23 protein-coding genes and 1 pseudogene are annotated in these 23,484 nt (G+C 66.1%); 16 read left to right on the forward strand and 8 right to left on the reverse strand.

The features are described 5' to 3' along the window. Positions 1 to 223: 223 nt before the first annotated feature. From NU1_RS18375 to NU1_RS18390, 4 genes and pseudogenes are all read left to right on the forward strand, one after another. Positions 224 to 1,924, forward strand: a pseudogene (locus tag NU1_RS18375) (DEAD/DEAH box helicase); the annotation flags it as partial. A 1,092-nt stretch (positions 1,925 to 3,016) separates the two neighbouring features. Further along, positions 3,017 to 4,258, forward strand: coding sequence for an Rv3212 family protein (locus tag NU1_RS18380; RefSeq protein ID WP_067522989.1), 1,242 nt, complete (start codon positions 3,017 to 3,019; stop codon positions 4,256 to 4,258). 278 nt (positions 4,259 to 4,536) lie between these two features. Next, the gene (locus NU1_RS18385; protein ID WP_157552469.1) at positions 4,537 to 5,145 is read left to right on the forward strand and encodes an acid phosphatase; all 609 of its coding nucleotides are present in this window, start codon (positions 4,537 to 4,539) and stop codon (positions 5,143 to 5,145) included. 10 nt (positions 5,146 to 5,155) lie between these two features. Continuing rightward, positions 5,156 to 5,635 (forward strand): GNAT family N-acetyltransferase, encoded by a 480-nt coding sequence (locus tag NU1_RS18390; protein ID WP_067522990.1) that lies wholly within the window; start codon positions 5,156 to 5,158, stop codon positions 5,633 to 5,635. A 15-nt stretch (positions 5,636 to 5,650) separates the two neighbouring features. Here NU1_RS18390 and NU1_RS18395 read toward each other — a convergent pair whose 3' ends face one another. Beyond that, positions 5,651 to 6,007: a hypothetical protein gene (locus NU1_RS18395; RefSeq protein WP_067522991.1), complete on the reverse strand. Its 357-nt coding sequence runs from the start codon at positions 6,005 to 6,007 to the stop codon at positions 5,651 to 5,653. Between the two features lie 234 nt (positions 6,008 to 6,241). Next, entirely contained in the window at positions 6,242 to 6,676 is a 435-nt protein-coding gene (locus NU1_RS18400; protein ID WP_067522992.1) for a hypothetical protein, read from the reverse strand. 138 nt (positions 6,677 to 6,814) lie between these two features. On the opposite strand from NU1_RS18400, the gene NU1_RS18405 reads away from it, so the two are divergent. Both NU1_RS18405 and NU1_RS18410 read left to right on the forward strand, forming a co-directional pair. After that, positions 6,815 to 7,756, forward strand: a complete 942-nt coding sequence (locus NU1_RS18405; RefSeq protein WP_067522993.1) for a diacylglycerol/lipid kinase family protein — start codon at positions 6,815 to 6,817, stop codon at positions 7,754 to 7,756. 257 nt (positions 7,757 to 8,013) lie between these two features. Beyond that, a complete protein-coding gene (locus NU1_RS18410) occupies positions 8,014 to 8,268 on the forward strand; it encodes a WhiB family transcriptional regulator (protein WP_011211115.1) in 255 nt (84 codons plus the stop codon). A gap of 332 nt (positions 8,269 to 8,600) precedes the next feature. On the opposite strand, the gene NU1_RS18415 is transcribed toward NU1_RS18410, so the two are convergent. Both NU1_RS18415 and NU1_RS18420 read right to left on the reverse strand, forming a co-directional pair. Continuing rightward, positions 8,601 to 10,115 carry a sensor histidine kinase gene (locus NU1_RS18415; protein WP_067523059.1) on the reverse strand — a complete coding sequence of 505 codons (1,515 nt, stop codon included), beginning with the start codon at positions 10,113 to 10,115 and terminating at the stop codon, positions 8,601 to 8,603. Between the two features lie 78 nt (positions 10,116 to 10,193). Next, positions 10,194 to 10,409, reverse strand: a complete 216-nt coding sequence (locus NU1_RS18420; RefSeq protein ID WP_067522994.1) for a biotin/lipoyl-binding carrier protein — start codon at positions 10,407 to 10,409, stop codon at positions 10,194 to 10,196. Between the two features lie 90 nt (positions 10,410 to 10,499). Between NU1_RS18420 and NU1_RS44280 the strand changes: the two genes are divergently transcribed. After that, a complete protein-coding gene (locus NU1_RS44280) occupies positions 10,500 to 10,574 on the forward strand; it encodes a 50S ribosomal protein bL37 (protein ID WP_157552472.1) in 75 nt (24 codons plus the stop codon). A 79-nt stretch (positions 10,575 to 10,653) separates the two neighbouring features. Here NU1_RS44280 and rsrA read toward each other — a convergent pair whose 3' ends face one another. Both rsrA and NU1_RS18430 read right to left on the reverse strand, forming a co-directional pair. After that, complete coding sequence (gene rsrA / locus NU1_RS18425) at positions 10,654 to 10,923, reverse strand: mycothiol system anti-sigma-R factor (protein WP_067523061.1); 270 nt, start codon at positions 10,921 to 10,923, stop codon at positions 10,654 to 10,656. A gap of 8 nt (positions 10,924 to 10,931) precedes the next feature. Next, positions 10,932 to 11,537 (reverse strand): sigma-70 family RNA polymerase sigma factor, encoded by a 606-nt coding sequence (locus NU1_RS18430; protein WP_218027845.1) that lies wholly within the window; start codon positions 11,535 to 11,537, stop codon positions 10,932 to 10,934. A 398-nt stretch (positions 11,538 to 11,935) separates the two neighbouring features. Between NU1_RS18430 and ybaK the strand changes: the two genes are divergently transcribed. The 4 genes from ybaK to NU1_RS18450 all read left to right on the forward strand — a co-directional run bounded on the left by ybaK (position 11,936) and on the right by NU1_RS18450 (position 15,282). Beyond that, positions 11,936 to 12,430: a Cys-tRNA(Pro) deacylase gene (ybaK, locus tag NU1_RS18435; RefSeq protein ID WP_067523062.1), complete on the forward strand. Its 495-nt coding sequence runs from the start codon at positions 11,936 to 11,938 to the stop codon at positions 12,428 to 12,430. Between the two features lie 160 nt (positions 12,431 to 12,590). Beyond that, positions 12,591 to 13,130, forward strand: a complete 540-nt coding sequence (locus tag NU1_RS18440) for a MarR family winged helix-turn-helix transcriptional regulator (protein WP_245720186.1) — start codon at positions 12,591 to 12,593, stop codon at positions 13,128 to 13,130. Further along, a complete protein-coding gene (locus tag NU1_RS18445) occupies positions 13,127 to 14,803 on the forward strand; it encodes an MDR family MFS transporter (protein WP_067522995.1) in 1,677 nt (558 codons plus the stop codon). The genes NU1_RS18440 and NU1_RS18445 overlap by 4 nt, the downstream gene beginning before the upstream one ends. Positions 14,804 to 14,928: 125 nt before the next feature. Then, positions 14,929 to 15,282, forward strand: coding sequence for a hypothetical protein (locus NU1_RS18450; RefSeq protein ID WP_067522996.1), 354 nt, complete (start codon positions 14,929 to 14,931; stop codon positions 15,280 to 15,282). A 190-nt stretch (positions 15,283 to 15,472) separates the two neighbouring features. Here the strand turns inward: NU1_RS18450 and NU1_RS18455 are convergent, their stop codons facing one another. Further along, a complete protein-coding gene (locus tag NU1_RS18455; RefSeq protein WP_067522997.1) occupies positions 15,473 to 16,237 on the reverse strand; it encodes an SOS response-associated peptidase in 765 nt (254 codons plus the stop codon). A 147-nt stretch (positions 16,238 to 16,384) separates the two neighbouring features. On the opposite strand from NU1_RS18455, the gene NU1_RS18460 reads away from it, so the two are divergent. The 3 genes from NU1_RS18460 to rsgA all read left to right on the forward strand — a co-directional run bounded on the left by NU1_RS18460 (position 16,385) and on the right by rsgA (position 20,399). Continuing rightward, entirely contained in the window at positions 16,385 to 17,893 is a 1,509-nt protein-coding gene (locus tag NU1_RS18460) for an aldehyde dehydrogenase family protein (RefSeq protein WP_067522998.1), read from the forward strand. Positions 17,894 to 18,090: 197 nt separating this feature from the next. Beyond that, positions 18,091 to 19,392, forward strand: coding sequence for a 3-phosphoshikimate 1-carboxyvinyltransferase (gene aroA, locus NU1_RS18465; RefSeq protein ID WP_067522999.1), 1,302 nt, complete (start codon positions 18,091 to 18,093; stop codon positions 19,390 to 19,392). Next, the gene (gene rsgA, locus NU1_RS18470) at positions 19,389 to 20,399 is read left to right on the forward strand and encodes a ribosome small subunit-dependent GTPase A (protein ID WP_067523000.1); all 1,011 of its coding nucleotides are present in this window, start codon (positions 19,389 to 19,391) and stop codon (positions 20,397 to 20,399) included. The genes aroA and rsgA overlap by 4 nt, the downstream gene beginning before the upstream one ends. On the opposite strand, the gene NU1_RS18475 is transcribed toward rsgA, so the two are convergent. Next, positions 20,340 to 21,284, reverse strand: a complete 945-nt coding sequence (locus NU1_RS18475; RefSeq protein ID WP_067523064.1) for a LysR family transcriptional regulator — start codon at positions 21,282 to 21,284, stop codon at positions 20,340 to 20,342. The two genes, rsgA and NU1_RS18475, sit on opposite strands and share 60 nt — an antisense overlap. A gap of 148 nt (positions 21,285 to 21,432) precedes the next feature. Between NU1_RS18475 and NU1_RS18480 the strand changes: the two genes are divergently transcribed. Both NU1_RS18480 and NU1_RS18485 read left to right on the forward strand, forming a co-directional pair. Beyond that, a complete protein-coding gene (locus NU1_RS18480) occupies positions 21,433 to 22,662 on the forward strand; it encodes an MFS transporter (RefSeq protein ID WP_084521573.1) in 1,230 nt (409 codons plus the stop codon). 170 nt (positions 22,663 to 22,832) lie between these two features. Beyond that, positions 22,833 to 23,456 carry a hypothetical protein gene (locus NU1_RS18485; protein ID WP_067523002.1) on the forward strand — a complete coding sequence of 208 codons (624 nt, stop codon included), beginning with the start codon at positions 22,833 to 22,835 and terminating at the stop codon, positions 23,454 to 23,456. The last annotated feature ends 28 nt before the right edge of the window (positions 23,457 to 23,484 follow it).

A 23,484-nucleotide genomic window follows, 5' to 3' on the forward strand; every position in this document is an offset into this window, starting at 1 on the left:
GGTAAAAGAGCTGTAGACGGTATCACGCTACAATCTCTGCGGACAACGGAAACTTCGCACGATCCGGTTTGCCGCGCGCGCCGCGGAACCGTCCCATGCAGGGGTTACCGACGTTCGTGAAAATGTGCGCGCACCGGATCCACTTCATCTCAGCGCCAGGTAGATGCCCGCCCCATCGGTCCAGCGACCGAGCAGGGTATCCCGCAGCAGCGGATGAAATCGGATGGATCAGTGGTCGTCGCGGACCGACCGGTCCGCCCCACACCTCGTGCGCGCGAGACGCGATATCGAGGAAGGCACCACACTGAGCAAGATCACCGTTGAGCAGGAACCTGGGATCGCCGAGACGCTGCTGACCGCAGAACTCGATGACACCCACACTGCTCCGACTTTCACCGAATTGGGCGTGCGCGACGAAATCGTCCGCGCGCTCTCCGAAATCGGCATCGAACGCACATTCGCCATTCAGGAACTCACCCTGCCGCTGGCCCTGGCCGGCGAGGATCTCATCGGTCAGGCCCGTACCGGTATGGGCAAGACCTTCGGCTTCGGCGTGCCGCTGCTGCACCGCATCGCGACCACCGATTCCGGCACCGCCGTCCTGGACGGCACTCCGCGCGCACTGATCATCGTGCCGACGCGTGAGCTGTGCACGCAGGTCACCCTGGACCTGGAGAACGCCAGCAAGTACCTGCGCAACCAGAAGGGTCCGCTGAAGGTCACCGCCATCTACGGCGGCCGCCCCTACGAGTCGCAGATCTCCGCGCTGCGCGACGGCGTCGACGTGGTCGTGGGCACCCCGGGCCGACTGCAGGATCTGGCCGAACAGGGCCACCTGATTCTCGGCAAGATCGGCGTCCTGGTTCTCGACGAGGCCGACGAAATGCTCGACCTGGGCTTCCTGCCCGATATCGAGCGCATTCTGCGCATGGTTCCCGAGCAGCGCCAGACCATGCTGTTCTCGGCCACCATGCCCGGCCCGATCATCACCCTGGCCCGCACCTTCCTGAACCGGCCCACGCATATTCGCGCCGAGGAAGCCAACGCGCAAACCATTACCGAACGCATCACGCAGTTCGCCTACCGTGCGCACGCGCTGGATAAGAGCGAGCTGGTCGCGCGCATTCTGCAGGCCGAGACCCGCGGCGCGACAATGATCTTCGCCCGCACCAAGCGCACCGCGCAGAAGGTGGCCGACGATCTGGGCGAGCGCGGTTTCGCCGTCGGCGCGGTCCACGGCGACCTCAATCAGATCCAGCGCGAGAAGGCGCTGAAGAAGTTCCGCGAGGGCAAGATCGATGTCCTGGTCGCCACCGATGTCGCCGCGCGCGGTATCGATATCGACGATGTCACCCACGTCGTGAACTATCAGTGCCCGGAGGACGAGAAGACCTACGTGCACCGCATCGGCCGCACCGGCCGCGCGGGCCGCTCCGGTGTCGCCATCACCCTGGTCGACTGGGATGAGCTGCACCGTTGGGCCTCGATCGATAAGGCGCTGAAGCTCGATATGCCCGAAGCGGTGGAGACGTACTCGCGCTCCCCGCACCTGTATGCCGAACTCGGCATTCCGGAGGGCGTGACCGGCCAGCTGCGCAAGGCCAAGCCGGTACGCGACGAGGATGCCGTCGTGGTGGAGCGGGAACCCCGGGAGGCGCGCGCACCGCGTTCGCGCAATCGCAAGCGGACCGTCCGCGGTCGGCCGTTGGAGCAGGGCGAGAATGCGGCCGTCTCGGCCGACAACGCCGTAGCCGACGGCTCCAACCACACCAATGGCGCCGTCCACACCAATGGCGAGGCCGGTAGCGGCGAGGCCGGGGATCAGCCCGCGCGTCGCCGCCGTCGCCGGCGCGGCAAGGGTTCCAGCTCCGGCGAAACCGCCGCGGTGACGGGTACCGATGCCGCGAACGGCACCGCCGAGAGCAATCGGTCCAGCGCGAATCCTGGCGCTACCGAGACGGTTTCGCTCGAATCCGACTCGAACGAAGCTCGGGGCCGTGGCTCCGATACCGTCGCGAACGGTCCGGACGCGGGCGGCGAGAAGTCCGGCCGCCGTCGCCGTCGCCGCCGCGGAGGTGCCGACCATAGCGACAACACCGGGACCGACATCGCATCCGACTCCGCCGCAACGGATTCGGGCGAGGCCACCGCGGACGTCGTTGTCCGGGATACCACCGAAAACGCACAGTCGGTCGTTACCAGTGACCAAAGCGGTTCCGCCGCAACAGGTTCGGACGAAGTGGCCGAGGCGCCCAAGAAGCGCACGCGGGCCGGGCGGGCAAGCAGCCAGGCCCAGGATGCGCTGAGCACACCGGATTCCAGCGCCGTGGCCGACAGTGCGGGCAGCGCCGTCGACGCGGACCGGAACGGCTCTGCCGCAGCGGATTCGCACGAGGTCGCCGCAGCTCCCAAGAAGCGCACGCGCGCCAAGAAGGTCGCCGAAGTGACCGAGGCACAGGACGCCACCACGACGGGTTCCGACGAAGCGGCCGAGGCACCCAAGAAACGCATGCGCGCCAAGAAGACGGCCGACACCGCCGAGCCCCAGGCCGGTTCGGCCGCGTCCGGCTCCGACGAGGTCGCCGAGGCACCCAAGAAGCGCACGCGCGCCAAGAAGGTCGCCGAAGTGACCGAGGCACAGGACGCCACCACGACGGGTTCCGACGAAGCGGCCGAGGCACCCAAGAAACGGACCCGGGCCAAGAAGGCCGTCGCGGCCACCGAGGCTCAGGACGGTTCCGCCGCAGCGGATTCGAGCGAGGCCGCGGCTGCTCCCCAGAAGCGCACGCGGCCCAAGAAGGTCGCCGACGACAGCACCACCCAGGACGCTTCGGGCACAGCGGCTTCCGATGCTTCCGCCGCGAATGCGGGTGCGGCCGCCGAAGCGGTGGCGGCTCCGGCACGTCGTCGCGCTCGGCGAAAGACTGCCGATGTGGAGGCCGAATCCGTCGCCGCCGCAACCGACACCACCGTCTCCGCATCGGCGTAGGCGTACGGATCGGTTAGTCTCGCAGTCGTGCTCGCACCCGAGCGGCGGACGCGCGCCGATATCGTCATCGCTGCCGCGATCGCCGCTCTGGTGGCGATCGCGGCGGTGGTTGTCTGGTGGACCAGTGCCGCGCGCGGCACCGAATCGGTGACCGCCGAGGAGATACTGTCCGCCCCGCCCACACCGGACCGGGTTCCCACCGATGTGCGCGAACTGTGGCACGCCGGTGACGCCGCGGCGCAGCGCGCGCTGGTGGTCGGCGGCGTCGCGGTCACCGCGGCGGACGGCGCGGTGACCGGGCGGGACCCCCGCACCGGTGAACAGGTGTGGAAATACCAACGCGATCTGCCGCTGTGTGCGGTGGAAACACAGTTCGGCACGGTCATCGCCACCTATCGCGACGACCGCGGCTGCAGTCAGACCACCCAGCTCTACGGCGATACCGGTGCGCGACAGACCGCCCGCTCCAGCTATATGGACGATTCGGTGCGGCTGTCGGTGGACGGCACCTATGTGCTGGCGCTCGGGCCGAATCGCCTCGAAATGTGGCGCTCGGATCTGGTGCGCACCCTCGAATACGGCAAGGTCGACGCGCCGGTGAATCCGAATACCCAACAGCGCACCGACTGCCGACTGCTGTCGGCTACGTCGAGTTCCAGTCGCCTGGCGGTGCTGGAACGCTGCGCCAAGGACTCCGCGAACCGGCTCACCCTGCTCAATCCCGCGCCTAAGGACGGCACCGTGCCGGAGGAGTACAGCTCCCATGTACTCACCGAGCCGGGTGGTGCTGTCGACGGTGCGCGCGTCCTCGCGGTGTCCGATAGTCGAGTGGCGGTCTACCTGCCCGGAACCGGCTCCACCGCACCACAGTTCGCGATCTTCGATATCTCCGGCAATCCCATTGCCACCTACCCCATTGCGGCGAACCTGTCCGATCAGGCGACGGTGACCCGTGTCGGCTCGGTCTTCGCGGTATTCACCGGCAAGGATCTGATCGCCCTCAATGCCACCACCCTGGTCCCGACCTGGGTCTACGACGGTGCGACCGGTAGTCCGGGCGTGGTCGGCAACCCCGCCCTGATGGCGGGGCAGCTCCTCGTGCCGGTCACCGACGGCTACGCCACCCTCACCCCCGACTCCGGCACTCCAATCAGCCGAATTCCGGTGCAGCGCAGCGACTATCACGGCGAGCCGATCTCCGTGGCGGTTGTCGGGCCGACAATTCTCGAGCAGCGTGGCGGCGAGCTTTACGCCCTGGGCGCGCCGTAGCCTTCATTATCTCGGCGTGTTTCCCTTCGTCATCCCGGCGTGTTTTTGGCCGGGATCCACTACCTCAGCAAGGTGGATTGCGGCCAAAAGCACGCCGGAATGACGGGGCTACGACGGCCATGGAGACTACGACGGCCATGACGGCCACGGAGACTACGACGGCCATGACGGCCACGGAGACCACGCCGGCTACGACGGCTACGACGGGGGAGAATTACGCCGCCCCCGGCGCACGCCGCCTGAACTGCGCATCCGCCGGTCCGGGCGTTTCGTCGGGCATGATCGATCGCATGACCCAACACCGCCTGGTACTGCTGCGGCACGGCGAAACCGAGTGGTCGGCGGCGCGGAAGCACACCGGACGCACCGATCTTCCGCTCACGGCCGCGGGGGAGGCGCAGGCTCGTGCCGCCGGAAAGCTGCTGTCGGGGATTGGATTACAGGCTCCGATTGTGTTCAGCAGTCCTCGGCAGCGGGCCGTGCGCACCGCCGAATTGGCCGAGCTGCCCGCTCCGCTGCTCGAGGACGACCTGGCCGAGTGGGACTACGGCGATTACGAGGGGCTCACCACCCCGGAGATTCGTGAATCCGCGCCGGGATGGACCATCTGGACCGGATTCACCCCGGGCGGTGAGACCCACGAGCAGGTCACCGTGCGGGCCGATCGGGCGCTGGCGCGGGTGGAACCGGAATTGCGCGATCGCGATGTGGTGCTCGTCGGCCACGGCCACTTCTCCCGCGCCCTGATCGCACGGTGGCTGGAATTCGATGTGAGCGAGGGCCGCCGGTTCTTCATGTCCACCGCCGGGGTGAGTGTGCTCGGCCACGATCACGATGCGCGTACGCTGCGGGCGCACAATCTGATCGCTCATCTCGACGACCTGTGAAAGGGGATCGATGATCCGCCGCGCCACTCCCGCCGATATTCCCGCCCTGGTCGAATTGGTGTACGACCTGGCCGAATACGAGAAGGCCCGCGAGGAGTGCCACCTCACCGAGGAGCAGTTGCGCACCGCCCTGTTCGGCGACTCCCCCGCGCTGTTCGCCCATGTCGCGGAGGGTTCGACGACGGAGGGCATTCTCGGCTGCGCCATCTGGTTCCTGAACTTCTCGACGTGGAAGGGCGTCCACGGCATCTACCTCGAAGACCTGTACGTCAAGCCCGAGGCCCGGGGCCGCAAGCTCGGCAAGGCGCTCGTCGCCGCCCTGGCGCGCGAAGCCGCCGACCGTGGCTTCGGCCGTGTCGACTGGTCGGTGCTCGATTGGAACACCCCGTCCATCGAGTTCTACGAATCGCTCGGCGCGGCGGCCCAGGACGAGTGGACCGGCTATCGCCTCTCCGACGACGCCCTGACCAGGCTCGCCGCCGATTCCTGAGCAGATCTGGACGGTTTACCGCGGGATGGGCGGGCCCGGGTCCAGGCCCATGGCTTCGCGGGTCTTCCGAATGAAGTACAGACCGCCGCGTGCGGTTTCCTTCGCGACCCGGACCTGACCGAGCGTGGTGGCCGATGCCAATTGCGCCCGGGTGGTGTGCATCCGATCCACCGCCTCGGACATGGCCGCGAGAGCGGCATCGTTATCGGGGTCGAGTCGGAGCAGTTCGCCACTCATCCGGTCCAGGTGGCGATTCACTTCGGCCTTGGCGTCGGCGACCCGTTCCACATCGCCGGTCCATTCCCGCGAGATCCACCACGCTGCCAACGCAATAGCGAGAACGATCAATACGAGGAATATCAGCCGACCCATATGTCCAGCTTACGGTCACGGAGTCGGGGGTGACGGCATTGGATCAGCGGATCGCTCCCCCGTATCCGCTACCCGACGCCGATGCGGCCGCGCAGCCGCGCAGTCGCATTCTCGGCTGGTCACTCGACCCCGAACATGGACGAGTGACCAGTAGGCGCGCTGTGGCCCGTTCAGGCAGGCCTATGGGCATGCGGTCAGCGCTTCGGTGGTCGCGCTCGCGCGGCACCCCGGCCGCTACTCCGCGATGTCATATCCGGCGGCCATCCACCGGGTCGAGGCCGGGGCGAACAAGGCGCCGAGGGCGACGAGGGCGAGCAGGCCGAGCGGAATGGCGAGGTCGAGGCGGTCCGAGGTGATCATGTACCAGGCGACGCCGAGCAGCAGGAGCTGCGTGAGGACGGCAATGGCTCGGCCCCAGCGGCGGCCGCGCAGCAGGCCGATGCCCGCGGCCAGCACCGCGCCGCCGACAATGGCCGCGTAGCCGGCGGTGAGGTAGCTGTTTCCGGCGTTCTGTGCGGAGCCGTTCAGGCCCATGACCACCAGCGCGATCATCGCCACCAGACCGAGCGCGCCCTCGAGGGTTACCAGTGCGCCCGCCACGCGCACCGGTGTCGGAACGGCGTCGGTTCCGGGTGCCGCGTTCTTCTCGCCGGAGTTCTGCTCAGCCACGCGCCCAGCCTAACGACCTGCACGGTGAGCGCGACCGCCGCGACCCCCGCCGTCGCATGCCTTTCGACGCGCCGTCCTATCGGTCACAGCGGCGACTCGGGCGGCTCGCACACCGGTTCGCTCAGTAGGCTGCATCGGGTGCGGACGCTGTTGATCGTGAACCCCAATGCCACTTCCACCACCCCGGAGACTCGCGATCTGCTGGCCCACGCCCTGGAGAGCCGCACCCAGCTGACGGTCGTGCAGACCGAACGCCGGGGGCACGCGGCGGAGCTGGCACAACAGGCCGCCGACAATGAGATCGACCTCATTGTGGTGCACGGTGGTGACGGAACCGTCAACGAGACCATCAACGGGTTCCTCCCGCTTCCCGGCGCTACCGAACAGCGAGAGCGCTTGCCGCGGCTCGGCATCATTCCGGGCGGTTCCGCGAATGTATTCGCCCGCGCACTGGGTATCGATCCGGATCCGGTGCGCGCCACCAACCAGCTGATTGATCTGCTCACGGCGGACAAGGATCGGCGTATTGGATTGGGCATCGCCGACGACCGCTGGTTCATCTTCAGCGCCGGTGTCGGACTCGATGCCGACGTCTGCGAGTCCATTGATGCCAAGCGCGCCAACGGACATGCCGCAACACCGGGTCGCTATCTGCGTACGACGGTCAAACAGTTCTTCAAGGCCAAACGCCGCGATCCCATGGTGCGCCTGGGCATTCCAGGTCACGAACCGGTCACGGGAGTGCATTACGCATTCGTGACCAACGCCAGTCCCTGGACCTACCTGAACAACACGCCGGTGCGCACCAACCCGGGCACCAGCTTCGAAACCGGTCTCGGCGTGTTTGCCATGCGCACCATGGCGGTGCTCCCTACACTGGGCGTCGCTCGGCAGTTGCTGTCCCCCACCGGAGATCCCAAGGGACCCAAATTATTTCGCGTCGATGATGTGCCGACGGTACGGATCGAGGCGGATGAGCCGATCGGTTTGCAAATCGACGGCGACTTCATCGGCCGACGCAACATGGTGAATTTCACATGTGTCCCTGACGTTCTGGAAGTCGTCGCACCGCAGGACTAGCGGCATCGACACACCTGAGAAACATCTGCGATGGGCTGCGAAAACCCGAACGAGCGAGTAGAAATGAGCAGGACGCCCTCGATGTAGGGGTCTTACAGCGTGAGCTTCCCCACGGTGCACCAAACAAGTATTGACATCTACGGTGTTCGTGAAAGCATTCACAAGCAACCGTGCGGAAACATTCGAGTCGCACAAGTGAACGGACCACAAACCAGAGGGGCAGCGCCATGCGCATGCCCTAGCAAAGGAGCAGAGGAATGGACTGGCGCCACAAGGCCATCTGTCGCGACGAGGACCCCGAGCTGTTCTTCCCGGTTGGTAACAGTGGTCCCGCGCTCGCACAGATCGCCGATGCGAAGCTGGTCTGCGCTCGTTGCCCCGTGACCGCCGACTGCCTGTCCTGGGCTTTGAAGTCCGGACAGGATGCCGGTGTTTGGGGCGGTATGAGCGAAGACGAGCGTCGCGCTCTGAAGCGTCGCAACGCGCGTACACGCACTCGCACCGTCGTCTGAAACCGACGACAGGCGTTTAGGCCGCAGCCCCCACCGGCGGCCTGGACGCATTTCGGCCCGGCACCACAAGAAGGTGCCGGGCTTCATTGTTTGAGTGCTGCTCATCCGCCTCCCCGAGACTTTAGCGCGCGGCTGAGAGCCGTCCACCGTTTTGCACGCGTGCCGGCGGTTGGGTGGCCGAGCCGATTTTGGGCGTACCCGACGAGTTACCCCGATTCTTACGGAATCAGTTGTCACTGATTCAACAGAATTCTTCTTGCGGGCACTGTAAACATGCGAATTCGCCTATTGGTGTCGATAGATGTGCCGGGTCGGTGTCCGATTTCCAGCGCTCAACGTGCTGATCTACGTCCCAGCGGCACCCGTAGTACGGCGTCCGTGCCGATATCTTGGCCCGGGTGCAGACCAATGGATCCGCCCAGTTCGGCGGTCACCAGGGTGCGCACGATCTGTAGCCCCAAACGGTCGGAAGCCTCCAGGCTGAAACCATCCGGCAAACCCCGGCCGTCATCGCTGATGATCACATCCAGCCAACGCGCCGACCGCTCCGACCGGATGGTTACCGTACCGTTCTCGCCCGCGTCGAAGGCGTGTTCGATGGCGTTCTGCACCAATTCGGTCAGCACCATAACCAGCGGTGTGGCGCGTTCGGCGGAAAATACGCCGAGCGATCCGGCGCGGCGCACCTTGATGCGCGCGGTGTGCACGGTGGCGACATCGGCCATGATCGGCAACAGCCGATCCACCACCTCGTCGAGATCCACCTCTTCGTCCACCGACATGGACAGCATTTCGTGTACCGAGGCGATGGAGGTGACTCGACGCACCGATTCGGTGAGCGCCAGTCGAGCCTCTTCGTTCTCGGTGCGGCGGGCCTGTAGTCGGAGCAGGGCGGCCACGGTTTGCAGATTGTTCTTCACTCGATGGTGAATCTCGCGGATGGTGGCGTCCTTCGACAGCAAGGCCCGGTCGCGGCGTTTCACCTCGGTGACATCGCGCACCAGCACCGCCGCCCCGCCGAGTTCGCCGTGCGGGCGCAATACCAGGGTGCGCAGTAGCACGGTCGCCCCGCGCGCCTCGACTTCCATTCTGCGCCCGGCCTTTCCGGCGAGCGCGGCCTGAATATCGCCGACCACCTCCTGCGCGTCGAACGGGTCGGTAATGAGCGAGCGCGTGGTGAGCGCGAGGTCCTGGCCGACCAGATCGTTCTGCAATCCCATGCGGTGGTAGGCCGAAAGTGCGTTGGGGCTGGCGTAACTGACGATGCCCTCGGTATCGAGGCGAATGAATCCGTCCCCGGCGCGCGGGCTGGAATGCGAACCGGTGCGATCCTCGAGAGTCGGGAACGTCCCGTCATTGACCATCTGGCACAGATCATCGGCGCAGGACATATACGCAACTTCGAGATTGGAGCGCATCTTACGACGCTGCACATCGGTATCGCGGCCGAGAACGGCGATCACATCATCGCCGACCCGCACCGGAATCGCCTCGCGCAGTGCGTGTACCGGATGGGGATGGTAGACACCGATGGCCTCGAAATCGGCATCGACGCGGACGATGTCACCGCTGATCAGGGCCTGGAAGACCTGCGGATGCTCCTCTTTCAGCGCGGTACTGCCGACCAGGTCCTCCGGATGCACGGTGGGCGCGGTGGTCGGCCGGGACTGCGCGACACACACCACATCCGCGCCCTCGGAAACCGGACCCGCGCCGACCCAGAGCGTCAGATCGGCGAAGGACAGATCGGCAAGCAACTGCCAGTCCCCGACCACCCGCTGCAGATGATCGACGGCCGCACCCGGTAGATCGGTGTGCTCGGCCAGCAGCTCGCTCAGTGTCGACAATTCGCCCACGCTCCTTCACCCACGTCGGAAGTATGTTCCCACGCCGGTACCGGGAAGGGGTTGCCCGGGAAGGGGTTTCTAGCTGATAACTGCGATGACGTCACCCTTTTGGATGACATCGCCGGGCTTGACATTGATGGAAGCGACCGTGCCGGGACCCTCGGCGACGACCGGGATCTCCATCTTCATCGACTCCAGGATGACCAGCGTGTCGCCTTCTTTCACGCTGTCGCCCTCGGACGCGACAATCTGGAAGACGGTCGAGACCATCTCCGCGAGCACTTCCTCTGCCATGACGCCCCTTGATTCCAGTTGACCTTGTACCGCCGAAGGTACAGCCAACCACACGTGAAAGAATGGCCTTCAACAGAAGGGAGACTACCCATGGGTAAGCGTGGACGTAAGAAGCGCAGTCGTAAGAAGAACGGTGCGAACCACGGCAAACGGCCAAACGCCTGAGCTGTTCGCCCGGCTCGAAATGCACTGAGCGGCACGACTTTCCAATGGGAAAGTGTGCCGCTCAATGCGTTTCAGGGGGCTATTCGCCCGAATCGATCCGGCGCGTCTCCACCTGAGTAAACGTGGTCCGGATGTCCACCGTCAGCCTCTGCCGCAGCGAATCAGGCGCGCGATCGCCGCCGCATTTGCGGTTCAGCAGGTTCTTGAGCTTCTCCTCCAGGCCGTACTGCTCGATGCACGGCGAGCAGTGCTCCATGTGGTGCTGTAGCCGCTCGCGGGTGCCCTCATCGCATTCGCCGTCCAGGATCAGCCAGACGTCGGCGAGTACCGCCGAGCAGTCCAGATCCATATCGTCGCTCACTGGGTGACCTCCTGACGCGCGCTGTCCGATCGATTGAATCCGCGTTCCCGCGCGACGTCGGCGAGCAGGCCCTTGAGCTGCTTGCGTCCGCGGTGCAGCCGGGACATCACGGTTCCGATCGGGGTACCCATGATCTCGGCGATTTCCTTGTAGGGGAAGCCCTCCACGTCGGCGTAGTACACCGCCATCCGGAATTCCTCCGGCAGCTCTTGCAGCGCCCGCTTGATCTCGTCGTCGGGCAGCGCTTCGAGGGCCTCCATCTCGGCCGAGCGCAGGCCCGTCGAGGTGTGCTCGGCGGTGGCCGCCAGCTGCCAGTCGGTGATCTCGTCGGTCGGATACTGCGCGGGCTGGCGCTGCTTCTTCCGATACGAATTGATGTAGGTATTGGTGAGGATGCGGTACAGCCAGGCCCGCAGGTTGGTGCCCTCCCGGAAGGAGCGGAAGCCCTGGTAGGCCTTGGCGAAGGTCTCCTGCACCAGGTCCTCGGCGTCGGCCGGATTACGGGTCATCCGCAGGGCCGCGCCGTAGAGCTGGTCGAGCAGCGGGAGCGCGTCGCGCTCGAACCGCTTGGTCAGGTCCGCGGTGCTGGCATTGCTGCGAATGCCGGTCTCGTCGCTCTCATCGGTATCGACCGCCGGATCGTCGATGGCCTCGTTCGTGGTCGCGTCGTCATCGCCTGGGCGATCGACAGCCTGTTCGTCGTCGCTCGTCACGCTCATCCCTTCGATCGCCGTAGGGTGTAAATCTACAGCGAGCGGTTCGAGCGTTGTGAACCCGTCGGCCAACGGCGGGATGCGGATGAGCGGCACGATCCCGGTCGGGCGGGTCCGAGTCGGGCGTTTGTCGACCAGCACGGCCACCGGCTTCTCCTTCGCTTACCTAGTCCGAACGCGTCCCTGTCGGTCGCGCATGGCGTGCAACATGCCGAGTGGTCGCCGTGTTCCCGAAGGCCGGAAAACCGGTGTCGTACCGTCGGCTCGGCTGGCTAGGGTGGATCGCTATGGCTGCTGCTTCCACCCCTGCGATTCGCGCCTTGACCCAGGCGAATATCGATCATCGGGTGCACTCCTATCGCCACGATTCGCGCAGCGACTCCTACGGCGCCGAAGCGGTGTCCGCGCTGGCCGAGCAGCTGGGTGTCGGGCCCGAACAGATCTTCAAGACACTGGTGATCGACCTGGGTTCGGGCGGATTGGCGGTGGCGGTGCTGCCGGTACCGCATACCTTGTCGCTCAAGGCGGCGGCCGCGGCACTGGGTGGCGGGAAGGCCGCCATGGCCGATCGGGCGAAGGCCGAACGCACGACCGGCTATGTGCTGGGCGGGATCTCACCCCTGGGACAGAAGAAGCGCCTGCCGACGGTGATCGACGAGTCCGCGCTGCGGTGGGATCGGGTGCTGTGCAGTGCGGGCAAGCGTGGGCTGGAAATCGAACTGGCCCCGGCCGATCTGGTGGCACTGACGGGCGCGGTCACGGCTCCTGTCGCTGCCACCTGATGGCACTCCCCCGTCATCCCGGCATGTTTGTGGCCGGGATCCACTGCGCGGGTGGATTCCGGCCACAAGCACGCCGGAATGACGGAAATATTTGCTTAATGCAACTAGTTGTCTGCTACAAATAGTTGTTCAACACTAAGCAAGGAGGTGTGCGGTAGCTGTGCTCAATTCCCCGTCGACCGGCGAGGCCATCGCGTCAGCCGATATCCCCGACACTCTCATCGACAGTGTCGCCCGCCAGCTCATTCGCCTGCACCGGCTGCGTGACCGCACCAATGCGCAGATCGCGGCCGCAAGCAATGGCGAGATCGAACCGGCCGCGTTCGCGATTCTGTTCCAGCTGGTCTGCCACGGCCCCATGCGCTCCGGCGCGCTGGCCGACGCGCTGTATTCCGACGCCTCCACCATCAGTAGGCAGGTCGCCAATCTGGTCAAGCGCGGATTCCTGGAACGCCGGGCCGACGCCACCGACGGGCGGGTGAGCGTGCTCGCCGTCACCGCGGCCGGACGCGAGGCCGCGACCGTGATCCGGGCCCGCCGCAACCGGTCGCTGCGCCGGATCATGGCCGACTGGACACCCGAGGAACGCGAATCCTTCTCCGGCCTCCTACTGCGGTTCGTGGACGACTACGAATCCACCCGCAGCGCCGCGCTGGCCGGCCTGTACTCGATTTCCCAACCCGCAGAGAGCAATTCGTGACAGCCACCGCCGATACACCGAACGCCGCGGGATTCACCCACAAACAGATTCTGACCATTCTCAGCGGCCTCATGCTCGGCATGCTGCTGGGCGCGCTGGATCAGACCATTGTCTCGACCTCCATCCGCACCATCGCCGATGACCTACAGGGTTATTCGCTGCAGGCCTGGGCCACCACCGCGTACCTCATTACCGCCACGCTGGCGACGCCGCTGTACGGCAAGCTCTCGGATATGTACGGGCGCAAGCCCTTCTACCTGGCGGCCATTATCTTGTTCATTGTCGGCTCGCTGCTGTGCACGGTCGCGCAGTCGATGTATCAGCTGGCGGCGTTCCGGGCCTTCCAGGGCCTGGGCGCGGGCGGCCTGATGTCCTTGGCGCTGACCATCCTCGGCGATATTGTCAGTCCCCGCGAACGTGCCCGCTACCAGGGCTATTTCCTGGCCGTCTTCGGCACCTCCAGCGTGGTGGGGCCGGTACTCGGCGGCCTGCTCTCCGGGCAGGACGAGATTCTCGGCGTGACCGGGTGGCGCTGGGTGTTCCTGGTGAATGTGCCGATCGGCCTGGTCGCACTGGCGGTGGTGTCGAAGGTACTGCGGCTGCCCAAGGTCGAGAAATCCAAGGTGCCGGTGGACTGGTTCGGCGTACTCATGCTGGCCGTCGGCATTGTGCCGCTACTGGTGGTGGCCGAGCAGGGACGCGAATGGGGTTGGGGCAGTGTCGGTTCGGTGATCTGCTACGTCGTCGGCGTACTTGGTGTCCTGGGCTTCATCGCGGTTGAGGCCAAGCAGGGCGATGCCGCGTTGATTCCGCTGCGCGTCTTCAAGAACTCGACCTTCGCACTGGGCGTGGGTATTTCGTTCGTGGTCGGCATGGCCATGTTCGGCGGCATCACCCTGCTGCCGCAGTACTTGCAGGTGGTGCAGGGCTCCAGCCCGACCCTGGCGGGTATGCAGCTGCTGCCCATGGTGGTCGGCATGATGACGGCCTCGATCATTTCCGGTCAGCTCATCTCACGCACCGGGCGCTACCGGTGGTTCCCGCCGATCGGCGCGGTACTGATCACGCTCGGGCTGTTCCTGCTGCACTTCGTCTCCGTCGATACCGAACTCTGGGTGGTCATGACCTTCATGGCGATCCTCGGCCTCGGCCTGGGCAATCTCATGCAGCCGCTGACCCTGGCACTACAGAACGCGCTGCCACCCAAGGACATGGGCGTGTCCACCGCGGCCGCGACCTTCTTCCGGCAGATCGGCGGCACGCTGGGCGTGGCGGTCTTCCTGTCCATCCTGTTCTCGCAGGTCACCCCGAATATCACCGATGAGCTGCAGGCGGCATCGGCGCGGCCGGAATTCCAGACCGCCGTCGCCGAGGGCGTGCGGAGCAGCAATCCGGTCGATGCGGCGCTGGCCAAGGGGCTCGTGCGGCAGGACCATTCGGCGGCCGGTGAGGTCATGCGGGACAGCTCGGTCATCCAGCAGCTGAGCCCGCCCCTGGCGCAGCCGTTCAAGGCCGGATTCGCCGAGGCCATGGATACGGTATTCCTGACCGCCTCCGCGGTGGCGCTGCTGGCGCTGGTGCTGGTGCTGTTCTGGAAGGAGGTGCCGCTGCGCACCTCCGGCGGTATCGCGGCACGGGCCGAGGCCGACGCCGCCGCCAAATCGATCGTGTGAACCGAGTCGTCGACGTAATGCGGCGCGTCCGGCGCGGATCAGCGGATTCGCGCCGGATGTGTGGCTTACTGGAACGCGCCCGCGCAGTTCAAACGCAGCTGTTCGATCCGAGGATGTGATGCGGTATGTCCCTCCATCAGCGTGTACGAACCATGACGGTCGCCGTGGTCGGTGCGGCGATTCTCGCGGTCGGAGCCGGCCCACTGACAGCCGCCACCGCGACCGCGACCCCCGGCATCGTATTGACCGCGCCGAGTAATCCGAACTACCCGATGGGTACCGATCCGGGCCCGTCCGGTGAGCCGAACTACCCGATGGGTACCGACCCGGGCCCATCCGGTGAGCCGAAGAAGGACAGGAACGTCGAGAAGGCCGAGGGTTTGGGCGGCGGATTGGCCACCAAGATCATCGACACCGTCGCGGGCGTGACCAAGTGCGGGCTTTCCTTCGCACTGCCGTCGGTCAAGTGCAGCGTCTGATCGACCCCCCTCGCCTTCCGGGATACCGAACCTCCCGTCACTCCGGCATGCCGAACCTCCCGGTCATACCGGCATACCGAACCTCCCGGTCATACCGGGATGACGGGGCCTCGGGGCCGGGATGACAGGGCTCGCGGCCGAGACAACGGCAGCCTCGCGGCCGCAGTGACGGGAACTCAGGCTGGTCGGCTCACAGCAGGCTCATCTGCTCAGCTTCATCGGCCACGCGGTCCAGTAGCTCGGGACCGTTGTTCTTCACGCTGTTCACCAGCGAGGGCACCGGGCGGATGAGGATATCCGAGATGTCTTGCACGCTGGGCGCTTCCAATAGCTCCTCCGGTGCGGGATGGTCCGGGTCCAGCCAGGCGTCCCAGTTCGAACGGAGCACCGGTAGCGGCATGCGGTCGTGGATCTTGGCGAGATCGCCGACGGCATCGGTGGTCAGGATGGTGCACGACAGCAGCGGTTGCGCGTCGTCACCGAGGCTGCGATCGCGCCACACCGACCACAGGCCCGCCATATACAGCCGCTCACCATTGGCGTGCGACATATAGAAGGGCTGCTTCACGGCCTTACCCGGCCCGTCCGCCTCGGTCACCCACTCGTACCAGCCGTCCATGGGCACCAGGCAGCGGCGCTTCTTCGCCGCGTCGCGGAAGGAGGGGGTGGTCGTTGCCTTATCGGCGCGGGCATTGAACAGGGGTTTGCCCTTCGCCGGTACACCGGGTTCGGCGGCTTTGGACCAGGGCGGAATGAGTCCCCAGCGCATCTGGCGAATACGCAGCCGCGCCGGATCCTCGGGATGGTCGCGATCGTGCCGTTCGACCACCGTCAGCACCTGATTGGTCGGAGCAACGTTGTAATTGGGGCTGCCGCTGTCGTCGGTCTCGTCGATGGCGTCGAGTTCGACGGCCAGCGTGGCCGGATTCGTCGTAGTCGCATACCTACCGCACATGACTCCATGCTGCCATCGGTCACCGACAGAATCCGCGCGACAGGGCATGCTGGATAGTGACGCACACATCTGATGGCAATTGACTTCAGTGGGCGTGTGTGAGACGTTGACCGCATAACACTCTCACCCAAGGGATCGCCGCACATCATGTCTGCTTCCGATACCGCCACCACCGAGCGGGACGACACTCTGACATCCGTTAATCCGGCCACTGGAGAAGTGCTGGCCACGTACCGGATCGATGACGAGGATGCCGTGCAAGCGGCCGTCGTCAAGGCTCGTACCGCCGCCGCCACCTGGGGAACGCTCTCCTACGACGAGCGCAAGAAGCATCTGCTGCGCTGGGCCAGCAAGCTGGTCGAGAAGTCCGATGAGTTCTGCGAACTCATCCACGCGGAGAACGGCAAGCCGCGCGACGACGCGTACCTCGAGCTCATGCTCGCGCTGGAGCACATCACCTGGGCGGCCAAGAACGCCGAGAAGGTGCTCAAGCCGAAGAAGGTGTCCCCCGGCGCGCTCATGGCGAATTTCGCCGCCTACCTCGAGCAGCGGCCGCTGGGTGTCATCGGCGTCATCGGCCCGTGGAACTACCCGGTCTACACCCCGAACGGTTCCATCGCCTATGCCCTGGCAGCCGGAAACGCGGTGGTGTTCAAGCCGAGTGAGTTCTCCACCGGTATCGGCAACTTCTTCACCACCGCCTTCACCGAGGCCAATCCGGGGCTGCCCGACGGCGTGTTCACCACGGTCAACGGCTATGGCGTGACGGGTGCGGCGCTGGTGCGCTCGGGCGTCGACAAGATCGCCTTCACCGGTTCCACCGCGACCGGTAAGAAGATCATGGCCGCCGCTTCCGACACCCTCACCCCGGTGCTGCTGGAGTGTGGCGGCAAGGATGCGGTGATCGTGGCCGCCGATGGCGATATCAAGGCCGCCGCCGACGCGGTCGCCTGGGGAGCCACCGGCAATAGCGGCCAGACCTGCGCCGGTGTGGAACGGGTGTATGTGGACAAGTCGGTGGCCCCGGAATTCATCGCCGAGGTGAAGCGCATTCTCACCGATGTGAAGCCGGGCTCCGACGATAAAGCCGCGTACGGCCCGATGACCATGCCCAGCCAGATCGATATCGTGCGCCGCCATATCGAGGATGCGCTGAAGAACGGCGGCAAGGCCGTACTCGGCGGTGTGGAATCGATCAAGGGCCCGTTCATCGAGCCGGTCGTGATCGTCGATGCCGACGAATCCTCCGAGGCGGTGACCGAGGAGACCTTCGGCCCGACCGTCACCATTCGCACCGTGGAGGGCATCGACGAGGCCGTACGGCTGACCAATGCCAATAAGTACGGACTCGGTTCGGCGGTGTACTCGCGCAAGCACGGCCTGGAGATCGCCCGCCGCCTGAAGGTCGGCGCCACCTCGGTGAACTCGGTACTCGGTTTCGCCGCCATCTCCGCCCTGCCGTTCGGCGGCGTCGGCGATTCCGGCATCGGCCGCATCCACGGCGCACCGGGCATGCTGGAATTCAGCCGCCCCCACTCGATCGCCGTCCAGCGCTTCACAATCCCCGGCATGGCCCTACTGTCCTACAGCCGCACCGACAGCACCATGAAGCTGCTCCGCAAGCTCGTCCCGCTCCTGCACGGCCGACACAAGTAATAAACCTTCGCCTCGCGAAACCAAATGCCGGTCCCCTAATCGAGGACCGGCATTTTCGTTTGGGACGCAACGACTGATCTCGCAAGAATCGGGGTAACTCACCGGGCACGCCCAGAATCGGTTCGGCTCCCAACCGCCGGCACGCGTGCATTACGGTCAACGGCTCTTTGCCGTGCGCTGAAGACTCGGAGAGGCGGATGAGCGAAGATGAAGGGGTGACTTTCTGGCCCGCGCCCCATGTCGACACTCCCGTACACGCCACAGTGACCCTGCCCGGATCCAAATCCATTACCAATCGGGCGTTGATTCTCGCCGCCCTGGCGGATCGGCCGTCCACCATGACGGGTGCGTTGCGCAGCCGCGATACCGATCTTATGATCGAAGCGCTGCGGGCCATGGGGGTGGGTATCGAGGGGGACGGCGATACGGTGACCGTCACCCCGGGGGCGCAGCTCACCTCCGCCGTCGTGGACTGTGGGCTGGCCGGGACGGTCATGCGTTTCCTGCCGTCGGTGGCGGCGCTGGCGCACGGTGATGTGGCGTTCGATGGTGATGAGCAGGCGCGGGTGCGTCCGCTGGGCACGATTCTGGAGGCGCTGCGGTCGCTCGGTGTCGATATCGACGGTGCCACTTTGCCTTTCGTGGTGCACGGTACCGGGAAGATGCGGGGCGGTCCGGTCACCATCGACGCGTCCGGGTCGTCGCAGTTCGTTTCGGGGCTGCTGTTGTCGGCGGCGCGGTTCGAGCAGGGGGTGACGGTGCATCACCAGGGCGCTCCGCTGCCGTCCATGCCGCATATCGAGATGACCGTGCAGATGCTGCGCGAGGCCGATGTACGGGTGCAAGCGCCGGAGGATCCGCGCGAACCGCAGGTCTGGACGGTGGCGCCCGGACCGATTCGGGCCGTGGACTGGGAAATCGAGCCCGATCTGTCCAATGCCACGCCGTTCCTGGCGGCGGCGGCCGTGACCGGCGGCGAGGTGAGTATTCCGCACTGGCCGCGGATCACCACCCAGCCCGGTGATGTGATTCGCGAAATCCTGGTGCGGATGGGTGCCGAGGCGCGCATCTTCGACGGCGTCCTGACGGTGCACGGGCCCGATCGCCTGGCGGGTATCGATATCGATCTGCACGATGTGGGCGAGTTGACGCCGACGGTCGCGGCCCTGGCGGCCCTGGCGGATTCGCCCTCACGGCTGCGCGGTATCGCGCACCTGCGCGGCCACGAAACCGATCGCCTCGCAGCACTTTCCACCGAGATCAACCGCCTCGGCGGTAAGGTCACCGAGACCGAGGACGGGCTGCAGATCGACCCGACCCCACTGTCGGGCGGAACCTGGCACTCCTACGCCGATCACCGAATGGCCACGGCCGGAGCGATTCTCGGACTCGTCGTCCCGGGTATCCAGATCGAGGACATCGGCACCACCGCGAAGACCCTCCCGAATTTCGTGGGGCTCTGGGAGGGAATGCTCGCCGATTCCGGAGCGGGAAACTGAGGCGGCGCGAGTACGACGAGTCCGATGCCCGGGTCCGCCCGGGCAAAGGAACTCGTCCGCGCACCAAGGACCGGCCCCAGCACTTGGATGCCGAACGGGCCATGGTGTTCTCGGTCGACCGCGGCCGCTGGGGCTGTGTGCTCGACAGCGATCCGGAACGGCCGATCGTCACCATGCGCGCCCGCGAGCTCGGCCGCACACCGATCGTGGTCGGCGATCAGGTGGACGTGGTGGGCGACGTCTCCGGCAAGCCGGACAGTCTCGCCCGCATTGTCCGGGTGGCTGATCGTTCAACGGTCCTGCGCCGCACCGCCGATGACACCGACCCGTTCGAACGCGTCGTGGTCGCCAATGCCGAACAGCTCTTCATCGTGGTGGCTCTGGCCGATCCCCCGCCGCGCACCGGTTTCGTCGAACGCGCCATGGTCGCCGCGTATGTCGGTGGTCTGCAACCGATCCTGTGCCTCACCAAACACGATCTCGATGCGGAATCCGAATTCGCCGACGCCTTCGAGGATTTGGATCTGACCATTGTCTACGGCGGTATCGAGGACCCCCTGGACCCGGTCCTCGACCTGCTCACCGGGAAGCTCACCGCCTTCATCGGCCACTCCGGGGTCGGCAAGTCCACCCTGGTGAATCGCCTTGTCCCCGACGCCTATCGGGCTGTCGGCGAGGTTTCCGGCGTGGGCAAGGGCCGACACACCTCCACTCAGTCGGTGGCGCTGCCCCTGCCCGACGGCGGCGGCTGGGTCGTCGACACCCCCGGTATCCGCTCCTTCGGCCTGGCCCACATCACCCCCGACGATGTCATCAAGGCCTTCTCCGACCTGGCGGAGGCCATTGAGGACTGTCCACGCGGCTGTACCCACCTCGGCCCGCCGGCCGACCCGGAGTGCGCCCTGGACCTACTCCCCGGCAAGGAACGCCGGGTAGCGGCCATCCGCCTACTGCTGAACGCGATCAATACCAATGATCCGTGGTTCCGGGGACAGTCGAGCAGCTGAACCGATCTCGGCGACCGCTTGTGAAAACGCGCGCACGCGAGCGGTTTCGGCGGTGCGGTGCCAGATCAGGCCGAGACTCGAATCCGGTAGTCCGACGACCGGAACGAAGGTGACGGAGCGACGGCCGTGGTACTCGGCCGTCGGATTGCACAGCAGCATGCTGCCGCGATTCGCGGCAACCAGGGCAAGTCCTTCCTCGAGGGTGGATACCTCGGGGCCGGACGGCACCGGATGGCCGCCCGGGGTGGTGGCGGGGGCTTGCACCTCGCGCCAGTAATGCGGTGCGGGAGTACGCACTCCGATCAGTGCGGTGTCCGCCAGGTCCTCTGCGGTAACGGTGGCGCGGCTCGCGAACGGATGGACGCTGGCCACCGCGACGGTTACCGGCTGCTTCGAAAAGATCTGTCCGAGTACAAGTTCGGGCTCCCGCATGGGTAGCAGCACCACCGCGGCGTCCACCTCATGACGGTGTACGGGTCCGACGGGATCAGCGAGTGGGATCTCCGTCAGTTCGATGGCGCAGTCGGGGTGGCGGCGGCCGAACAGCTCGATCGCGGTCATCAGTTGCTCATTGGTGGCACCCTGGAATCCGAGGCGCAGGGATCCGGCCACCCCGCGTGCCGCGGCGCGCGCACCGTCGACGGCGGTGTGCAGCGCGGTGTACGCGGGACGTAGCCGCACCAGGAAGTCCGCACCCAGTGGAGTGAGCCGCACCCGGCGGCTGGTGCGCTCGATCAATCTGGCTCCGACCCGCTGTTCGAGAGCTTGCAGTAATTGACTCACCCGGCTCTGGGACAGGTACAGCCGCTCCCCGGCCCGGCCGAAGTGGAGTTCCTCGGCCAGCGCCAGGAATGCCTCCAGCTCACGCACGTCCAGACTGCTCATGCCCTGCCTCTCGATTGCCTCGGCGCTCGATTGCACCGATCCTCGGCTACCCATGATCGATCGTTGCGGGTGATCGATGAGCCCGGCTCATAGAACCATGAGAACTTCGCCGTTGTTTCCCGGCGCCGCGACCCCTTGGCTGGAGGCTATGAGTCACGTCGAGGAAGTCGCGGATACCCCTCCATCCCAGCATCTTTCGCCGCGGGCATCGGATAGGCGGGGCTGGCTCGGGGTGGTGACCCTGGCCGGTGGCACCTTCACGGTGGTCACCTCGGAGATGTTGCCGGTCGGGCTGCTCACGCCGATGAGCGATGCCCTGCGCATCAGTACGGGTGCGGCCGGACTCTCGCTGACCGTCACCGGCCTGGTCGCGGCGGTATCGGCTCCGCTGCTGACCGCCTGGTGCGGGCGCTTCGACCGCCGTCTCATGCTGGGTGTCCTGATGGCGCTGGTCGTGCTCGGCAATCTGGGGACCGCGTGGTCGCCGAATTTCGGCACGCTGACCGCCGCACGGGTGCTGGTCGGGATCGGTATGGGCGGTGTGTGGGCAATCGCGGCGGGGCTGGCGGTGCGACTGGTGCCGTCGCGATCGGTCGGCCCGGCGACATCGCTGGTATTCAGCGGCGTCGCGGTGGCCTCGGTGCTGGGTATTCCCGCGGGTACCTACATCGGCGCGCTGATCGGGTGGCGCGCGGCCTTCGTCGTCACGGCCGTGCTCGCGCTCGGTGTCCTGGTCGCAATGGTGGTCCTGCTACCGAATCTCCCTGCCGAACGGTCGACTTCCTTGCGCGCGGCACTGGGGCGGGCCCGAGATCCCCGGGTGCGTACCGGTCTGATCGTGGTCGCCTTCCTGGTCACCGGGCATTTCGCCGCCTACACCTATATCCGCCCGGTGCTGGAGGACCGGGCGGCGGCCGATGCGAGCCAGATCGGCACACTGCTGCTGGTGTACGGAATCACCGGTGTCGCAGGCACATTCGCCGCCGGATCGCTCGCGGTGCGTTCCCCGCGCCGAACCCTGGTCGCCATTGCCACGGTGCTCGCGGCCACGGTGCTGCTGCTGCCGGTGCTCGGGTCCGCGCTACCGGTCGCGGGTCTCCTGATGGCAGTGTGGGGACTGTCCTACGGCGGGGTATCGGTCACCAGCCAGATCTGGCTGGCCACGTCGGCCCCCGACGCCCGCGAAAGTGTGTCGGCCCTCTTCGTCGGCGTATTCAATGCGGCCATTGCCACGGGCGCACTGATCGGCGGACTCATCACCGACCGGCTCGGCGTGGAGTCGGCGCTGCTGCTGGGTGGCCTACTCGCGGTCGCCGCCGCGACCACCGCGGCATTCGGCCAGGCCCCGTCGACCATTTCGAGCACCGTCGCCGAGTGAACCGCACAGCGCCGGGTCCGTCCGATGTGTCGGGATGCTCGACAAAGAATGCCCGGATACGGCGCGTCCCCGATCCACAGACCGGCCCGGATGTTTGTATGCCTTGTCGGGACCGCCGAGATGCGGCCCCGATATGCATGCGGTGCAGCACAATCCGAGGAGATCTGATTATGCGTAGAACCCGCTTTACTCATCGTTTCGCCGTGGCGGTCGCCACGGCGGCAACATTTATCGGTTTCGCCAGCGGGCCCGCCGCTGCCGATCCGACGCTCGACTGGACCGTCGCCATGGACGGCCTACAGGCGGCCGCGGCCGGAAATCCGGCCGCTGAGCAGGCCGTGGGCCGGTTGATCGCGTCGGGACAGACCGCCACCGAGGTGGCTCTTCCGGCACAGCCGTTCCAGATTCCCGCACAGTCCGATATCGGACGCGGCGACGGCCCCGGCGTCTACGGATCGGGCATCGCGCTCGATATGGACGGATTCCGGTTCGGGTTCTTCGGCGGACCCGGAACGATTTCGCCGAACCAGGACGGCGCCAAGCTCGAGGTGGTGTGGTTCAACCTGTCCAACGGCCGCAGCGGCACGAATCACCTGATCGAGCATCAGGACATTCCGGTGGACACCACCATCCGCACCGCCGTACTCGATACCGGACCGGGCCTGATCGTGGCCGCCGTCTACGGCAGCCTCTGGCACCGCTGGTCCGTGCCGGTGAGCGACGAACACCCGGACGGCTTCCAGTACCAGCTCGGCGTCATCTCACAACCGTCGTTCGGCGCGGTCACTAACTGATCGTCGGCGATACCGCTTTCGGGTCGCG

The sequence above is a fragment of the Nocardia uniformis NBRC 13702 genome (assembly GCF_001613345.1).
GTDB classification, from domain to species: Bacteria; Actinomycetota; Actinomycetes; order Mycobacteriales; family Mycobacteriaceae; genus Nocardia; species Nocardia uniformis.